The organism is Puia sp. P3, from assembly GCF_050632245.1.
Classification (GTDB): Bacteria; Bacteroidota; Bacteroidia; order Chitinophagales; family Chitinophagaceae; genus Puia.
Map to the genome: position 1 here is coordinate 222,440 of NZ_CP192583.1, position 16,492 is coordinate 238,931.

Annotated in this window: 20 protein-coding genes; 13 read left to right on the forward strand and 7 right to left on the reverse strand. The window is 46.3% G+C overall.

Annotated features, from left to right (window positions below):
* The first annotated feature begins 9 nt into the window (after positions 1-9).
* Genes ACQ86N_RS01240 through ACQ86N_RS01250 form a run of 3 tightly spaced genes read left to right on the forward strand, consistent with a single transcriptional unit; the run spans position 10 to position 2,350 of the window.
* Positions 10-1,140, forward strand: a complete 1,131-nt coding sequence (locus tag ACQ86N_RS01240) for an ABC transporter permease (protein WP_431213575.1) — start codon at positions 10-12, stop codon at positions 1,138-1,140.
* On the forward strand, positions 1,131-1,640 hold the full coding sequence (locus tag ACQ86N_RS01245; protein ID WP_431213576.1) for a hypothetical protein: 510 nt from the start codon (positions 1,131-1,133) through the stop codon (positions 1,638-1,640). Before ACQ86N_RS01240 ends, ACQ86N_RS01245 begins: the two co-directional genes overlap by 10 nt.
* Entirely contained in the window at positions 1,637-2,350 is a 714-nt protein-coding gene (locus ACQ86N_RS01250) for an ABC transporter permease (RefSeq protein ID WP_431213577.1), read from the forward strand. The genes ACQ86N_RS01245 and ACQ86N_RS01250 overlap by 4 nt, the downstream gene beginning before the upstream one ends.
* Before the next feature lie 176 nt (positions 2,351-2,526).
* Here ACQ86N_RS01250 and ACQ86N_RS01255 read toward each other — a convergent pair whose 3' ends face one another.
* From ACQ86N_RS01255 to ACQ86N_RS01265, 3 genes are all read right to left on the reverse strand, one after another.
* On the reverse strand, positions 2,527-2,727 hold the full coding sequence (locus ACQ86N_RS01255; protein WP_431213578.1) for a hypothetical protein: 201 nt from the start codon (positions 2,725-2,727) through the stop codon (positions 2,527-2,529).
* A 23-nt stretch (positions 2,728-2,750) separates the two neighbouring features.
* Positions 2,751-2,981: a relaxase/mobilization nuclease domain-containing protein gene (locus ACQ86N_RS01260; RefSeq protein ID WP_431217936.1), complete on the reverse strand. Its 231-nt coding sequence runs from the start codon at positions 2,979-2,981 to the stop codon at positions 2,751-2,753.
* Positions 2,982-3,563: 582 nt separating this feature from the next.
* Positions 3,564-3,992 (reverse strand): hypothetical protein, encoded by a 429-nt coding sequence (locus ACQ86N_RS01265; protein ID WP_431213579.1) that lies wholly within the window; start codon positions 3,990-3,992, stop codon positions 3,564-3,566.
* A 357-nt stretch (positions 3,993-4,349) separates the two neighbouring features.
* Between ACQ86N_RS01265 and ACQ86N_RS01270 the strand changes: the two genes are divergently transcribed.
* From ACQ86N_RS01270 to ACQ86N_RS01285, 4 genes are all read left to right on the forward strand, one after another.
* On the forward strand, positions 4,350-4,601 hold the full coding sequence (locus ACQ86N_RS01270; RefSeq protein WP_431213580.1) for a hypothetical protein: 252 nt from the start codon (positions 4,350-4,352) through the stop codon (positions 4,599-4,601).
* Positions 4,602-4,720: 119 nt separating this feature from the next.
* The gene (locus ACQ86N_RS01275) at positions 4,721-5,146 is read left to right on the forward strand and encodes a hypothetical protein (RefSeq protein WP_431213581.1); all 426 of its coding nucleotides are present in this window, start codon (positions 4,721-4,723) and stop codon (positions 5,144-5,146) included.
* Between the two features lie 90 nt (positions 5,147-5,236).
* The gene (locus ACQ86N_RS01280) at positions 5,237-5,482 is read left to right on the forward strand and encodes a hypothetical protein (RefSeq protein ID WP_431213582.1); all 246 of its coding nucleotides are present in this window, start codon (positions 5,237-5,239) and stop codon (positions 5,480-5,482) included.
* Positions 5,483-5,576: 94 nt separating this feature from the next.
* Entirely contained in the window at positions 5,577-5,846 is a 270-nt protein-coding gene (locus ACQ86N_RS01285; RefSeq protein ID WP_431213583.1) for a hypothetical protein, read from the forward strand.
* Positions 5,847-6,048: 202 nt separating this feature from the next.
* Here the strand turns inward: ACQ86N_RS01285 and ACQ86N_RS01290 are convergent, their stop codons facing one another.
* From ACQ86N_RS01290 to ACQ86N_RS01305, 4 genes are all read right to left on the reverse strand, one after another.
* Complete coding sequence (locus ACQ86N_RS01290; protein ID WP_431213584.1) at positions 6,049-6,309, reverse strand: hypothetical protein; 261 nt, start codon at positions 6,307-6,309, stop codon at positions 6,049-6,051.
* Positions 6,310-6,620: 311 nt separating this feature from the next.
* On the reverse strand, positions 6,621-7,556 hold the full coding sequence (locus ACQ86N_RS01295) for a TlpA family protein disulfide reductase (RefSeq protein ID WP_431213585.1): 936 nt from the start codon (positions 7,554-7,556) through the stop codon (positions 6,621-6,623).
* A complete protein-coding gene (locus ACQ86N_RS01300; protein ID WP_431218055.1) occupies positions 7,556-7,876 on the reverse strand; it encodes a hypothetical protein in 321 nt (106 codons plus the stop codon). The genes ACQ86N_RS01295 and ACQ86N_RS01300 overlap by 1 nt, the downstream gene beginning before the upstream one ends.
* Positions 7,764-8,435: a glycosyltransferase family 2 protein gene (locus tag ACQ86N_RS01305; protein ID WP_431213586.1), complete on the reverse strand. Its 672-nt coding sequence runs from the start codon at positions 8,433-8,435 to the stop codon at positions 7,764-7,766. The genes ACQ86N_RS01300 and ACQ86N_RS01305 overlap by 113 nt, the downstream gene beginning before the upstream one ends.
* A gap of 350 nt (positions 8,436-8,785) precedes the next feature.
* Between ACQ86N_RS01305 and ACQ86N_RS01310 the strand changes: the two genes are divergently transcribed.
* From ACQ86N_RS01310 to ACQ86N_RS01335, 6 genes are all read left to right on the forward strand, one after another.
* Complete coding sequence (locus ACQ86N_RS01310; protein ID WP_431213587.1) at positions 8,786-9,412, forward strand: RNA polymerase sigma factor; 627 nt, start codon at positions 8,786-8,788, stop codon at positions 9,410-9,412.
* Between the two features lie 184 nt (positions 9,413-9,596).
* A complete protein-coding gene (locus ACQ86N_RS01315; protein WP_431213588.1) occupies positions 9,597-10,742 on the forward strand; it encodes a FecR family protein in 1,146 nt (381 codons plus the stop codon).
* 449 nt (positions 10,743-11,191) lie between these two features.
* On the forward strand, positions 11,192-12,091 hold the full coding sequence (locus tag ACQ86N_RS01320; protein WP_431213589.1) for a carboxypeptidase-like regulatory domain-containing protein: 900 nt from the start codon (positions 11,192-11,194) through the stop codon (positions 12,089-12,091).
* Positions 12,015-14,618: a SusC/RagA family TonB-linked outer membrane protein gene (locus tag ACQ86N_RS01325; RefSeq protein WP_431213590.1), complete on the forward strand. Its 2,604-nt coding sequence runs from the start codon at positions 12,015-12,017 to the stop codon at positions 14,616-14,618. Before ACQ86N_RS01320 ends, ACQ86N_RS01325 begins: the two co-directional genes overlap by 77 nt.
* A gap of 485 nt (positions 14,619-15,103) precedes the next feature.
* Positions 15,104-15,559 (forward strand): RagB/SusD family nutrient uptake outer membrane protein, encoded by a 456-nt coding sequence (locus ACQ86N_RS01330; protein ID WP_431217937.1) that lies wholly within the window; start codon positions 15,104-15,106, stop codon positions 15,557-15,559.
* Positions 15,560-15,735: 176 nt separating this feature from the next.
* Positions 15,736-16,155 carry a RagB/SusD family nutrient uptake outer membrane protein gene (locus ACQ86N_RS01335; protein WP_431217938.1) on the forward strand — a complete coding sequence of 140 codons (420 nt, stop codon included), beginning with the start codon at positions 15,736-15,738 and terminating at the stop codon, positions 16,153-16,155.
* The last annotated feature ends 337 nt before the right edge of the window (positions 16,156-16,492 follow it).

A 16,492-nucleotide genomic window follows, 5' to 3' on the forward strand; every position in this document is an offset into this window, starting at 1 on the left:
AATCATTTTATGATAAAGAACCTGATGGTGACGGCCGTCCGTCATTTGCTGAAAAAAAGGGGCTATAGTGTTTTAAATATCGCGGGGTTGGCAATAGGAGTCGCCTGCGCTTCTATGATATTTTTATGGGTGGAGGATGAATTGTCTTTTGATCGTGGTTTCGCCAATCGGGACAGTCTGTACCAGGTATACGAAAATCAGACCTATGAAGGGAAAGTATCGACCTTTCATGCGACGCCGGGGCCGATGTCTGCGGCGATATTGGCCGAGGTGCCGGGAGTGGTGAGGGCTTTTCGGATGTCCGGGACTTTTGCGGAGCTGTTTGCGCTGGGTGATAACGCCGTTTATGAGAAGGGCGACTATTCGGATGCGGGCGTGTTTCAGGCGCTGGATATCAAATTTGTGAAAGGGGCTGCTTTTAGCCAGCTGCATTCGATAGTGGTGAATGTCTCGATGGCGAAGACGTTCTTTGGCGACGCTGATCCTGTTGGGAAGACGCTGCGTCTCAACAACCAGCAGGACTTTGTGGTCAGCGGGGTGTTCAGGGATATGCCGAAGAATTCGAGCTTTCAGTTCCAGTGGCTCGCGCCGATGGAGAACCAGGAGCATAAGTATGCCTGGCAGACTTACTGGGGCGCGAACTGGGCGCATACGTTCGTACAGCTGGATTCCCGTTCGGACAGGGCGGCTGTGGATCGGGAACTATTGCGGCTGCTGGACAGGCATCAGAAAAACAATAAGACTGTGCCTTTTCTTTTTGCCATGCGGGACTGGCGACTGCGGGCTGATTTTACCGATGGGAAGCAGGCAGGAGGGAAGATACAGTATGTACGACTTTTTAGTTTTATCGCGTGGATCATATTGTTGATCGCGTGTATCAATTTTATGAATCTGTCTACGGCGCGTTCGGAGCAGCGGGCGCGGGAAGTGGGCGTGCGAAAGGTGATGGGAGCTGCGCGGCGGAGCCTGATCGGGCAGTTCATTCTTGAGGCGTTGTTGTTGTCGCTTGTGGCCGTGGTGATCGCGGTGGGGCTGGTGTATTTATTTGTGCCGGGATTCAATGCGCTTGTGGGAAAGGAGCTTTCCCCGGCCTCGGCCGGCCGCTGCATGTTGGTTATCTTCTGGCGATCGTGGTGGTGACGGGATTGATGGCGGGGAGCTATCCTGCATTTTATTTGTCTTCCTTTAATCCGGTCGGTGCGTTGAAGGGGTTGCGCCCGGGTGGTCGTGGGCTTGTGCGGCGGGGGCTGGTGGTGGCACAGTTCACTATTGCGATCGTGCTTATTGTTGGGGTGTTCGTGATCTTCCGGCAGATAAAGTATGTGCGAAGCCGTGACCTGGGTTATACGAGGGACAATCTCCTTTATATACAGCTGCAGGATAACCAGACGAGGCAGCTGCTGAATGTACACGACGATCTGCTCGCAACGGGTGTAGTGGCGGATGCCTCGCTGAGCGAGTATCCGGTGACGCAGATATGGAACAATACCGACAACTACAGCTGGGAGGGCAAGAATCCATCTTTGGATCTGCTGGTGACCTGGGAGAATATCGATGCGCATTTTTTATCGACGATGGATATGCAAATGGTGGCGGGCAGGGGTTTTATACGAAGACGTCAGTGGACAGTAATAGCGTGATCATTAATGAAGCTATGGCTGCTGCGATGGGTTCTTATGGAAAGGTGGGCAGTATTGTTACGGACGGGGGTCGGAAGCGGTTGACGGTCGTGGGGATCGTGAAGAACTTTTTATTTAACACGTTGTATGAGTCGGCGGCGCCGCTGGTGTTCTATAACCAGCCGTCGGCGGCGCATTTTTTGAATATCCGGCTGCGGTCGGGGATGCCTATGTCTGATGCGCTGGCGGGGGTAGAGAGGGTTATCAGGCGTTTGAGTCCCGGGTTTCCGCCGCAGTACAAGTTCGTGGACACCGATTTTGACGAGGCGTTTGCGAATGAGATGTTAACGGAGAAGCTGGCGGGACTGTTTGCTGTGCTGGCGATCGTCATCTCTTGTCTGGGGTTGTTCGGGCTTGCGGCGTATACAGCGGAGCGGCGATTGAAGGAGCTGGGGATCCGGAAGGTCTTGGGAGCGTCGGTGCCGGGGCTGGTGGGGTTGTTGTCGGGGCAGTTCCTGCGGCTGGTCGGCTTTGCCTGTTTGATAGCGTTCCCGTTGGGATGGTGGGTGATGAGTAGTTGGCTTTCGAATTACGCGTATCATACGACGCTATATTGGTGGATCTTCGCGCTTGCCGGTGCGGGTGCGGTGCTGATCGCGCTGATCACGGTGAGTGTTCAGGCGGTCCGGGCTGCGGTAATGAGTCCGGTTCGGAGTCTGCGATCGGAATAGGGGTTTATATTTATAAGGCTAATAATGGCGTTGACGCTGCCGGTAGGTCAGGGTCTGCTCTTGTGCCTGCCGCTGTCTGTATTTCCTTCACGCCGTACTCCTGCCCAAGGCTTTGTGATCTCAAACGGCTTTATTCAAAAGGTCGATATACCACATTTTTTTGTACCCGCCCCGAGTTATCTATATGCCTCGACCTGTTGGGTGCTGAGCAGGGCATTCAATTCTCCCAGATTGGTATATTTATAAATCGGAACGACTAGCCGCACGGCGTCCTCGATCTTCTGAACAGTAGAGTCATTCACCTGTCTTAGCCTTGGAGTTCGCCTCTGTAGAGCCACCAGCTTATGCCTGATCTCGAGTTCCCTGGTGACATTCAAAGATTCCTTTCGTATAACTTCATTCAGCTCAATCGTTTTCCGTCCTCGTCAATCTTCGGACAGATAACATGACAGTGTGGATAATGGGCGTCATTATGGCGATAGACGAGATAGGGCTGATCGTCCAGTCCTATTCCTGCCATGTATTCCTTCGCTATTTGCGCCATCTTTTCATTGGCAATCGTTTCAGAAGTTTGAAAATTTATAGGAATATGTATCGTATTCAACTGAGCCCTTTCGTTCCTTGTCGTCAGCCGTTGAAGATGACGAAGCTTATCTTTCTACTCACGTCCTCCAGATTCTTTGGTAAATTCTCCGCAACTATGCACTTGGCTTGTTTCTGCTCCAATTTCAGTTCGTGATACCGAAGACCTTGAGCGATGTTTCTGTTTGTTCTTTTTTTATAAACATCGTCTGATATGTTTTTGAAAGTGTTCATTAATTTCTGAGGAAAGCTCGACCAGTCATTTTCCGTCTTCCGGCGACAAGGCCATGGATTTAACCTTCTGTATCTCCTTACGCATTTTTACAGCCTCTGAAATAAACGTGTCGAACGACCTGTTACGTGTATAATACGTAATCGGTAGGCCCATCAAAAGGTTCCCGCTGTACTCGCTCAATCCCCGCCAGCTTGAGTTGGCTACTTTCTTCCTAAACTCGTCCAGTTCCCGCTGACTCTGGTAAGTCGAGACTTTCTTTGACCTTAAATGTTGTTGATTTGGATTGTTCATTGCTCGGTTTTTTGGGTAGACATGCTATTCAAAGATGACGATCATCTCAGTGGAAAAAACCGGAAAAGCTATAGCTATTATGTCAATAATTTTCAGTATGCGATGTCACCGTTTCGCGGTAGCCAGCTGGGATTTAATTTGGGAGATCTCTGCCTGGTTGTGCTGCATTTCTGACTGTAGGGTGATTTGTTGCACAATCAGGGACTGGATCTTGAGCTCCTGTTTTTCCTGATCGTGGGACGGTTGTCCTGCGTGAGACGTCTTTATTTCTGTCAATTCATCATTGGCGGTATAGATGGCAGTACGAAGTTGGGTCAGGGTACTTTGCTGGCGGGTTAGCAGGGCACTATATGCTGCCAGCGAGTCGCAGAGTGTAGATCGAAATACCTCGGCATCCTTGAATCTTTGCATTTCAGCCGTATGAGCGGAGTCATCCTTGGCTTTTTGCGCTTGCAATAAAGCAATTTTCTCTTTTTCGCTGGGACCGCAGGAGGCCAGCAACAAAAGCGAGATGAAAAAGGCGATCAGTTTCATATGGTGGTGATTAAGGGTTTTCAGGGAACGGGTTTAATAATTGGTTGGGCTACACAATTTTAAACGTCCTGAACGGACAGTTATTGCGGCCGCGCGAGGAAAAGGATATTTAAAATATTGCAAATCAATTGGTTTCGTGATTTTAGAAAGAGAAAATCTGACTGTTAGACTGTTGCCGGTAATGGGCACGTGGACACCTAGGGAGAAAGAGGAAGTCATAAAAAGAAAAACCAGTAGTAAGAAAGGGAATAATCAGCCCTAAAAAAGGGAAAATAGGGGGCCAAACGTCTGCCTCTATGACTATAATCCTTTTCTTTGAGAATGATTAAGCGTGACAAGCGCTATAACCTTATCAAATTGCTGCATGCCGACGGACAGATAAAGATGCTGGACGACATTTTCGATTATGTGCCAAAGACTGTGGTGGCAACCGATCTGGGAAAGAAAGTCTCAGACTTCAATATATTACTTGCCCGGCCAGACAATTTCGAGTTGAGAGAAATCTACCGTATAGGGAGCCTCTGTGGCCTCAGCGACAGGGATGCCTATCTACTGGTAGAAGCGCAATATTTGAGGCTAAAGAAGCCGAACAAAAGTTCCGATCCATAGCCGTTACCTTTCCTATTTAACATGAACCTATCCTCAAAGCAGACCAATCCTTTCCAACCTTTACGCGGGCCGTCTCTGATCGTTAGAGGCGGCCTTTTCATTACCCCTAAACAGTCGGTATGATACAGGAAAGATTCGACGAGACGATTGGTCTGATCCAGCGGCATGCCGACTCCTACCCCTTGGTACATCAACTACTGGAGTTATACGGCCACTCAATACTGGTATTCGCCTTCTTCAGCAAGCCAGCCGTCGGTAACAGCCGGCAACGGATACTCGAGCAGTATCAACTGCGGATGGCATTGCCCCGACGTAACAATAATTCCCTGCCGCTATCACCACGACTGCTCGACGGCCTTCGAAATACAGATCACCAGCATATCTGTATTTCAACGTTTGTAACCGGTATTGGGATTTGGCGGGTTTTCAGTGATTTCGGACTTGAAGACTTGGTCGGGGTGCTGTTCTCGAAGAACCAGCCGGAGCAGGTACCGACGTATAGTCATTTGTTTATGAATGGTGTGTTGCTGTCGAGAGAGAGATAGTAAATGCCTAAAGGCATGAGTTATCTCTGGTTGGTTATGGTCGACAGAAAAGCGACTAAAATAGCTTAAATTGCTGTAAACCTTATCGCTATGATGATTACTCAGGAAGACTTCCAGCAGGCCAGAAGGATCAGTGCCGCTATACAGGAATTTCTTTTTCAAACAGGATTGAAGAATGCGAGATCTACCGATGTTTATAAGACACTGGCAAGACGGGGCTTGATCGAAAAAGATCGTCACCGGGGACTCCATTTCAGAAAGTTTTTATCCCGGCTCAAGGAGGCGAATGTTCTAATGAAGCTTATCCCGCAGGTGCTCCTATACTACCAACGATAAGGGAGACACCGAGTGGCGTTTTAATCTCTCGAATAAGCAGATTGGCATAGGGCCGGAAGCAGGAAGGAAAGTAGCTGTAATTCACCAACCTTTAATGAATAGGGAAGATATTGCATTACTTATTGAGAGGGAAAGAGCGCATGTAGGAGGACTTCCGGTAAGGACAGATAAGGTGTATACTTCACAGGAATGGTTGATAAAAAAGAACTACTCAAGGGCATATGAGTATTGGAGTGATGCTAAGTATTTGATCCTTGAAAGAGTTTACTTGCAATCTAGAAATGTGAATGTGGTAGCCATATTGCTTCAGCGGCAACCACATATTGTCAGGGAAAAGCTTGAGGAAAAAAGATTGCTTGAATGATTACTGCCGCTTGAAATTCATAGTAGGATTCAGGAGTTAGACAAAAAGGCTTCCTGATCGCCCCCTGATACCAGTAATCGCGTGGGGATCGATCGGAAACCTTTCGATTAGTGATGCTAATTAAAAAGCAAGAACACAGTGAGAATAAGATGCGGCCTAATTGAGCCACAACAAAGATAGGGAAGTTTTTGGAATTTCCAAATTATGCCAAACTTTCTTCCAGCATTTCTTCTTTGTACCTGGCAATAAAGGAGATCCGGAAGCGTCCTTCTTCTCTGTAAAAGTAGGTCCTGCGGTCGCGGGAGAACTTGATCGGCGCTCCCATTTCCTTAAGGATCTTGAGATAATCATAGAGGCTGCGTTCGGAAATTCCGATCTTGTTTGCACAGTCAGCAGGAGTGCCGGTGGCCTTCAGTGCGATCAAATGATCAAGACGAATGAGGCGATGGAGTAAGGACTTCATAGCATAAGGTTTGTTGCCTTTTGCGGCAGGTTAAGTAAATTGGTTTTTTATGGCGCGACTAATGCCAGAGCTTTGACCTGGGTAAAAGGTTAAAAAGGTTTTGCGGGGAAAATACCGGCGGTGGGACCTGCCCAACAGGATGTCTGCAAATCCCAGCCGTCGGCTATATATATGGGATTCTACAAACCAGTGCCTTTATAGTTCAGGATATTCCTGTTGTAATACGGTAGCAAGATACGTAGGGCAAGGCGTTAATGTCAAATTTTGTTGGTTTACCAGAGGCAGCTTTTGGTGTTCAAAAAGTTGCTTAATTAATTTTCGATTACCTTTCTTACGTCGGCGGATTTAGTCTCGCCGATGAATACCTGCTTGAGGCGTTTCTTAGAGTCAAAGACGGTGGTATAGGGGATTGCTTTCGAATCGAAATACTTGAAGAAGGCGTTAGTCAAATCTCGGCCCATAGTAATATTGGCGCATTTGTCCATCTTGAAATAAGTATAGAATCCTTTCATATCCTTAAATGGATATGGTGTGACAAAGTAGATTTGTGTCCCCTTCCATTCTGCAATGTTCTTAACGATATCTCTGGCTTCGGCCTGACAGTGCGTGCACCAAGGAGAGAACCCAATGACTACGAAGGGACTGCCGGTGGGAATTTCCGCAGTATTCAATTTTGTAGTGCTGTCAGGTAGTAACACTTCGAATGCAGGCAAGAGCCTTCCTTCCTTTCCTGTCTTAACTGTCGACTTAGTCGTAAAGGCTGTAAATAATATCCAACCTAGCAGGAGGAAAGAAAGAACGCTAAATGAGCTTGTTAGCCATTGAAATTTGGGAGTCGGCGCCTGTCTGCGGTGAATCAGGATGGCCAGCCCGGCCAAAAACACGCAAATGCCATTGAATATTATATGCCGGTCCGGTGGCAGATTCTCTATTATGCCCCCACAGCTGCAGGACAGCTGATTGTCGATTAGTAAGATGGTGCCAACATATGCGGTAAACAAGACCATGAGGATAAAGGTTGCGTACAGGCCATACAGCTTCCATGCAGGGACGAACAGGGCAAAGGCAAGGATGATCTCAAGGATTGGTAATGCCCACACTATAACCCCGGCAAAATTGCCTACAATAGGGGATGACTGCAGCTCTTCCCTGAACGTATGCCAGTCGAGAAGTTTGGCAGTAGCCGTATATAGGAACAGCAGGATAAAGAAAAAGGCGATACTATCAACTAAGAGGGTGCGCTTCATTATTGCTCGGATTTGGTCAAATTGCTTTCCACGGCCTCCACGACAATAAGGTTAGAATTTTCAAGGCTGTTGTCGATCTGTTTGTCTTTTGTAAGGCCATACCGAAGGATGCAATAGAGGGCCCTGAACCCATCCTTCCAGTTGATCTTTTTCCCTTCACTGAACGTCCGTCCATAATAGGAGATACCTACTTCGTAGATGCGGATGTTAGGGACCCGGGCGACCCTTGCAGTGACTTCCGGCTCGAAACCAAACCGTTTTTCTTTCAGGGGCAGACTTTTTAGGATATCGGCCCTGAATAACTTGTAGCAGGTCTCCATATCTGTCAGGTTGAGACCACTGAACATATTGGAGAAGAAAGTCAGCCATTTGTTGCCGATGGAATGCCAGAAGAAAGAGGATGCGATGGGGCTTGCCGCCGAAGAACCTGGTGCCAAATACCGCGTCCGCATGCCCCTCCACAACGGGTTTCAACAAATTGTTGTATTCTCTTGGGTCGTATTCGAGGTCGGCGTCCTGGATGATAATATAGTCTCCGGTTGCCTGGCGGATGCCGGAATGGAGGGCTGCTCCTTTACCCCGGTTGACCTTATGGATGCAGTACTTAATATTGAGGTCGGTATTTTCCTGCATATACTGCCTGACACGAGCGTCGGTGGCGTCTTTGGAGGCATCGTTTACAATGACCACCTGCTTGTTCATATTATTGATCAGGTGTACCTGTTTGATTCGCTCGAGAATGGACATGATCGTCGCCTGCTCGTTATAGGCGGGTATAACAATTGAGAGAGTTTGAGCGGACGAATTGGCCCCGGAGTTCCGGTCGGGGATAAAGAGAAGGTGCTCTCGGTATTCTGGGCGGACGACTATGTCTTGCATGCGATAAGGTTTTGTTTAAGAAAGTTACAAAGGGAACGGCCTGCAAAAAAAAATACACGGTGCACCGAAAGCAGAATTATGTTTCCAAAAGGTATAAATGAGGACACAATGCAGCGAACTAAAATTCAATATATTATATGCACAATGCTGCCGCAGGAATTTATCATTTAAATAATTTGTTATTTTTATTATCTTGCTCTAAGAACCAAAGTGTCCCATCCAAAACTGCTCAAATCCAGAAATCTATTCGGGAGTTTTTAAACCTTGTTTCCTACTGAAGAACGTGACGGTCCCGACCAGCTGTGGCGGTGGTTGAAATATTGCATAAAGTATTGAAACAGGCTCTGTAAATGAAGGAAAAGACTCAAATCGATCAATCTGTATTCGAATCGTTTCTCCGTGGTGATCAGGTGGCTTTCACGAGGATCTACCACTCACTAAAGGGCGAGATTTATATATTTGCCGTCAAGATCACCAAGTCCAGAGAGGACGGAGAGGACATCACGGTTAAAGTGTTTATGAAACTCTGGGAATACAGAGATAGGATCGACTCCCTGGTCCACCTCCGGCGCTGGCTGTTCTTCACTGCGAGAAATTTGTGTATCAATGTGTTGCGGGAGAGACGCTACCCTCAGGAGTTTACGGATGAACTCCATTCCGAGACCGAGGCCAGGGGGTCTCACCCAGACCGACCCCCGCGAACACGCGAGATGGTCTGGGCTTCTTTGATGGAGGAGCTATGGAATATTGTAAATGCTCTACCGATCATGCGTAGGAAAGTGATGCTGATGCGCTTCCAGGAGAACAAGAGCATGGAAGAAATTGCCTCCTCTCTGAACCTAAGTGTCCAGACGGTATATAATCATATGGCCAGAGCCAAGGCCCAAATCCGTAAATTACTGGACAAAGGGCATTTTGAGGGCGAAGAAGCTTTCGTAATTCTGCTGCTGGTAGGTTTCTGCGACATCGCCTCATAGCGGCAAAAAAAATATTAATTTAATAATGGTAGACGATGGTAGTTTGCCGAATTTCCTCGTAATGGCTAAGAGGTTCTCTTTAGAGGGCTTCAAAAAGATGCAAAATTGGTTGTAAACGTCTGCAAAACAAGCAGAAAGGTTAGTTATTGATATGGCAGATACGTACAGAATAGCAACGCTCCTCTTGAAGAGGCTTGAAGTCCAGGACCTCCGACCCTCCGAAGAACTCGAATTGGAGGCTTGGCTCGATCAGGGAGACAACCGGGACTTCTACGAGAAGTCGATTACCCGCGAGACGCTGTATCGCTGGCTGAAGGAAAGAATGGAGATGGACGAGAAGAGAATGGACAAGCGATTCTTTGAATTGTTTGGCTCTCCGGCGCCTGTGAGACCGATTTTCTTCCGTTGGAAGTGGATTGCCGCCGCGGCATGTGTGTTGGTTTTTCTTGCCGGTGGATTTTTGATCTTTCATCGGCAGTCAAGGGTTTCCTCTGAGATTTCGCAACAACAGGTGACGCAGGCTCCGGTCGTACATCCTGGTAAGGATCGGGCTCATCTGCAGCTAGCAAACGGATCTGTCATCGAACTCGATTCAGCAAGGGATGGATCGATCGCCTCGCAGGGATCCACGGAGATCGTAAAGAATGGGTCGACAATCAGTTATTCCTCTTCAAAGGCTCCTGCGTTGGCCGATGCATTTAATATTTTGCAGACGCCACGGGCCGGGCAGTATTCTATGGTCTTGCCAGATGGTACGAAAGTCTGGTTGAACAATAGTTCGGGTTTGAAATATCCCGTCGCATTTTCAGGTAGCCAACGCCGTGTGGAACTATTGAATGGCGAGGCGTTTTTCGAAGTCGCTCCGTCGGCACGCAAACCCTTCACGGTCTTTCTACCTGGCGGCAACAATATCGAAGTACTCGGCACAAGCTTCAATGTATCCTGCTATAGCGACGAGCTGACCCAGAAAACGACATTGGTCGAGGGGAAAGTACGTGTGGCAGCCGGCAGTGGTGGGAACCTGATCTTGGTGCCGGGTCAACAGGCAGAAGAGTCGGATGGGAGGCTGGCCATCAATCATCCCGATGTGTACAGCGTGACTGCCTGGCGACGAGGATTCTTCAATTTTTCGGACGCGGATGTGCGGACGGTGATGCGGCAGATCGCCCGCTGGTATGACGTTTCGGTTGAGTATCAGGGCGAGCCTTCGGTCGAAAAGCTGGAGGGGTCTATATCAAGGAACCAAAACCTTGCCGAGACGCTTGCGTCGCTGGAGGCACTCCATATCCATACGAGTCTGAAAGACAGAACTGTAATTGTTCATCAGTAGAACCGGGGGCTTTGTCGATTATTTCGGCAGCCTATCCATAGCCATTTTACCTACCTACTATGCGTTTGACTTAGTCTCTAACGCATCTTGCCAACCGAACGCCTATTACGATTTTAAATTCTCGTCTTTGATAGTCGGCCATGCCGACGACCGAAGACACTACAGATACGTGAAATGTCACCTGATATCGATCGGGTGTATTTCGAGAGCTTTGATTATCCCTAAACCCGAAACAAGATGACACAAACCATTACTAACCAGCGGCAATTCTTGTCATTTCCGCTACATCCATCCTGATTTAGGCCAACACGTGGCCCAAACAAAAACCGGGAATGTGCTCGCGACACACCCCGGCTGATGCTCCTTTTTACAGAGCCTAGTTGGGTCACTCAATCCTGACGGTATCAGTTTGGCATCACCCAACTACTAACAAAATTATGAAAAAATGCATGAGAACGGCTCTTGCTGCCTGCAAGAGAAGCGCTGACTATTGTCAAAAAGATGGTACCGGCCTTGTAGCGGTCCGGGTAAAGGCTACCATCGCGTCATTTTCGCTCGCTATGAGACTTACGGCTGCAATATTGCTCATCGGGGCGCTCCACGTTCACGCCAGGGGTGTAGCTCAGAAAGTTAGTATCACCGGGACCAATTTGCCCCTGTCCACTGTGTTCCACGCCATTGAGGACCAGACAGGATACGGCGTGTTGATGGAGAAGTCGACGTTACAGGCTGCCAAGCCAGTTTCAATTAGTTTGACCAATGGGACAATCGACGATGTGATGAAAGTGTGCTTTTCATTTCAACCGTGGAAATTGACTTATACGATTTCTGGGAAAACGATCTCAATATCGAAAATACAATCAACGACCGGCAATTTGCCTCTGACGAATGCGCCGGAAATTGCAGGAATTGTCAGAAATGACGAGGGGGCTCCACTAGCAGGAGCTACGATTGAAATTAAAGGCTTGAATAAAAGGGGGCAAACAAATGAAAAGGGCGAGTTTACACTAAAGAACGTGCCCAATGGAAAATATAGCGTTGAGATCAGTTTTGTAGGGTATGAGAAATTTGTTACAGAAGTTAAAGTAGAGGATAATGTATTCAGGCTGTTTGCAGAACTTAAGCGATCTACGAATATTCTAGACCAGACACAGGTGATTGCATACGGGACAACAACCCAACGGTTCAGTACAGGCAATGTGACCACAGTAAAGGGGGCAGATATTGAAAAGCAGCCAGTGAATAATCCGTTACTGGCTTTGGAAGGGAGGAGTGCCTGGATTGTTCATTGCTCAGTCAAATGGCATAGCCGGTGGGGGGATAACCGTACATGTGCAGGGGCAGAATAGTATAGCAAACGGCAGTGATCCCCTTTATGTAATTGACGGAGTTCCGCTGGTTTCTCAGCTCCCAACTACGGGATTAGACAACGTATTAGGCAGCTCATCTGGAGGCGGCGGTATAGGGAATCCATTAAGTTATATTAACCCGGCAGATATCGAGAGTATTGAAGTATTAAAAGATGCTGACGCAACCTCTATTTATGGCTCACGCGCGGCTAATGGAGCTATTCTGATTACGACAAAAAAAGGTAAAGCCGGGAAAGCAAAATTGGACTTGAATGTCCAACAAGGCTGGGGAAAAGTCACACGAAGCTTGAAAATGATGAACACCCAGCAGTACCTGATGATGCGGCACGAAGCTTTTAATAATGATAGTTTGACTCCCGATGTGGGCGACTATGACATCAATGGTACATGGGATACGACCCGGTATACCAACTGGCAGAAGGCATTGATTGGTAATTCTGCTCAATACACCAATATCAATTCCAGCATATCGGGAGGAACCAATGCTTTACAATATTTAGTAGGGGGTACTTATCACCGTGAGACAACAGTTTTCCCTCTTCCAGGCAATTTCGCTGATCAAAAGGGATCAGTTCATTTAAGCCTGAGCAGTGCCTCCTCAGACCAAAAATTTCACCTTCAATTAACTAGCAATTATCTCATCGATAATAACCAACTGCCCAATTACGATCTGACTGCTTCTGCCGTTCAATTAGAACCTGATGCCCCAATGGTGTATAATCCAGACGGTACTCTTAATTGGGCACTCAACTCTTCAGGAACATCCACCTGGGTTAATCCACTGCAGAATCGATACAATTCGTATACTAACAAAACAACCAATTTCATAAACAACCTTATATTAAAATACACTATTCTTCCTGGTTTGGAAATAAGAAGCAGCCAAGGATATACGGTAACGGAGACCACCGATTACACTCCGTTTCCATTAATTGCAGTGGCTCCTGACCAGCAGCCTAATAGTCAGAGAGGGGCCGGTTACGGCAGTAGGAATCTAAATTCTTGGATAATTGAACCCCAACTTACTTACAATAGAGAAATTGGAAATGGCAGATTGAGCGGCCTCCTGGGAACTACAATTCACCAAAATAATAGCAAGGCCAATTCTTTGATTGCACTTGGTTTTAATAACGATGCGACTCTCGAAGACATCTCTCAGGCCACTGAGATTTTTAGCAATAGTTCAAGTATTACACAATATAAATATAATGCCTTATTTGGCCGTCTTAACTATAATTGGCAGAACAAATATTTACTTGATCTGACTGCCCGACGGGATGGAAGCAGCCGGTTCGGCTCAAAAAACCAGTTTCATAATTTTGGCAGCGCGGGTGCAGCTTGGATATTTAGTCAAGAGGGGTTTATGAAGAATATTCTTATTCTTAGTTTCGGGAAGCTAAGAGCGAGCTATGGTACCACGGGAAATGATCAAATTCCGGATTATCAATATATTAGCTTGTATGGCAGCCCTTACTTTGGAGGTGCCGGCTTGCCTTATCAGAATGTCCCGGCGTTGTACCCTCAGGGATTGCCCAATCCATACCTTGAGTGGGAAAATACACGCAAGTTGCAAGGCGGAATAGATCTGGGCTTTATAAAAGACAGAATATTGATCAATGTTACTTACGGACAGAATCGTTCCTCCAACCAATTGCTTGGGTATAAGTTGCCTTCTATCACGGGCTATGGCAGTATTATCCGAAATTTTCCGGCAACAGTGCAAAATACAAGTTGGGAGTTGTCGATGCAAAGCACCAATGTTAAGTCTAGTAGTTTTACGTGGACCAGCAGTTTTAATCTGACCATTCCTCGAAATAAGTTAATTGCATTTCCCGATCTCGCCACATCCTCTTATGGCAGTAATTTAAGAATAGGGCAGCCGATCGGCATTCGTAAAGCATCCCATTATTTAGGCGTCGATCCCTTAACAGGGATCTATCAATTTGCCGACAAACACGGAGCCGCTACTTTTTCACCAACATATCCTGATGATTATACCGCTCTGATCAACACACTGCCGAAATTTTATGGAGGATTTCAAAATCACTTCGCATATAAAGGTTTTCAAATTGACTTCATGTTTCAATTTGTAAAACAAATCGGCGCTCTTGTTATGTTTAATAATTGGAGCGTCCCTCCCGGTTCCTTCAACGATGCAGCGAGCAATCAGCCCGTAAGGTACTTGGACAGATGGCAAAAACCAGGCGATCTTGCAGCAATTGCGAAGTATACCGTCAATAAATACGCTGACGATGTTAATTACGCAGTGGGCAGCGATGCCGCTTTCGGAGACGCTTCTTATATACGGCTGAAAAACTTATCGATTGCATGGGAGTTGCCGAGTTCGTGGATAAAATCAGCCCATTTGCAGAATTGTCAGCTTTATATACGTGGGCAAAATTTGTGGACAATTACTAACTACCAAGGTTTGGATCCCGAGAATCAAACTATTCTTTCATTGCCTCCATTGCGAGTATGGACCGCTGGAATATACTTGAGTTTATAGCAGAAAAGCCTAACATTCAGATTTTAAAGTAAGAAATATGAATTCTCCATCTTCAGATACAAATAGCAACGTGCCGGCGAGAAGAATGTTCATTATAGTAGTGACGCTGTCGGCTATTTCAATCTTTTTCCAGATTTCTTGCAAAAAACTGGTAGACGTGAGTGCGCCGGTGACCAGCATTAACGCCGCAAATGTCTATACGACCGACGCTAGCGCAATCTCTGTCGTCACAGCTATATATAAAAGAATGACTACTGGTTATGAAGGGTTTACAGGACTTGGAAGTATTTCAATGTGGATTGGATTGTCCGCAGATGAACTGACATTATATAAAGGAGTTACAGACGCCCGATATCCTGCGTACTATCATAACGGATTAATTTCTAATACCACGCAAAATTATGGCACTGAGTTTTGGAGCCGATTTTATAATAACATTTTTGTTTGCAATTCTGCAATAGAAGGGTTAAATAATTCCACTTGGTCTGACACCAGCAGTCAGACAGCAACTTTTAGGAGAGGCCAAATTTATGCGAGCCTTTTTTTACTTCTATCTGACAAATATGTATGGGAATGTTCCACTTGCTACCAGCACAGATTGGAATATCAATTCCCTTCTTTCAAATATGCCTAGCCAACAAATATACCAACAAATTATTACCGACTTGAAAGACGCAGAGTCAATTTTGAGCACAAATTATCTTGATGGAACTTTGTTGAACAGCATATCAGATAGGGTACGGCCAACGAAATGGGCAGCAGCAGCGTTACTTGCAAGAGCATATTTATTCAGTGGAGATTACGCGAATGCAGAATCGACCGCATCTGTTCTTATTAATAACACATCATTGTTTACTCTGAGTACATCGTTGAACGATGTATTCTTGGCAAATAGCAAAGGAGTCTATCTGGCAATTACAGCCGACTTTTCCGGGGCATAACACAGAGGATGCCTGGTCTTTTGTAATCCCCTCGACCGGACCTTCTAATGTGTCTGGTGCTAATACTGGCCATCCTGTGTATTTAAGCCAAAACCTAATGAACACTTTCGATTCGGGTGATCAAAGAAAAGTTACTTGGATAGATAGTGTAACTGTGGCCGGCACGACTTACTACTATCCATTTAAATACAAAAGCGCAAAAAAATGATCCTGTAACAGAATATTTGATGGTTTTCCGCCTCGGAGAGCAGTATCTGATCAGGGCTGAAGCAAGAATTCAATTGGGCAAATCGGAAGGGGCTTCTGATTTGAATGCAATAAGAGTACGTGCCGGATTAGATGTATATGCCGGTTCAACAGATAAAGCTTCCTTATTAAACGCTATTCAACATGAGAGACAGGTAGAGCTATTTACAGAACTGGGGCACCGTTGGTTTGATATGAAACGCACTGGTAACTTGGATGCAATAATGGGCGCCCCGGGCAACGCATGTTCAGCGAAAGGCGGTGCGTGGCAATCTTACAAACAATTGTTTCCCATGCCATTCGCTGATATTACCCAAGATCAGAATCTGAAACAAAACACAGGTTATTGAATAAACCGTAACGCACGACTAACTGCCTATTGGAAATAGGGGCTGTTTGAGTATATATTGGTAGCCTTACAAAACTTGAATTTAAAGCCCAATAATAGATGGAAAGTTGCAAATTGAATGGGCGACAATGATTTCTATGTATTAGAAATATGGGTAGATCGTGGAAATTGTAATTTTTCGTTTCTTGCCTTAGAAACAATGGGTGAATATGTGGTCTTATCCGGAAAATGTTATCTGGAGATAAGGCGAGATATAGATGGAATATATGTCGGCTAGTCCTTGGAGTGATAAAATAATCGTGAAAAGCTGGGAAAGAGATGATTAAACATCTGTGCTT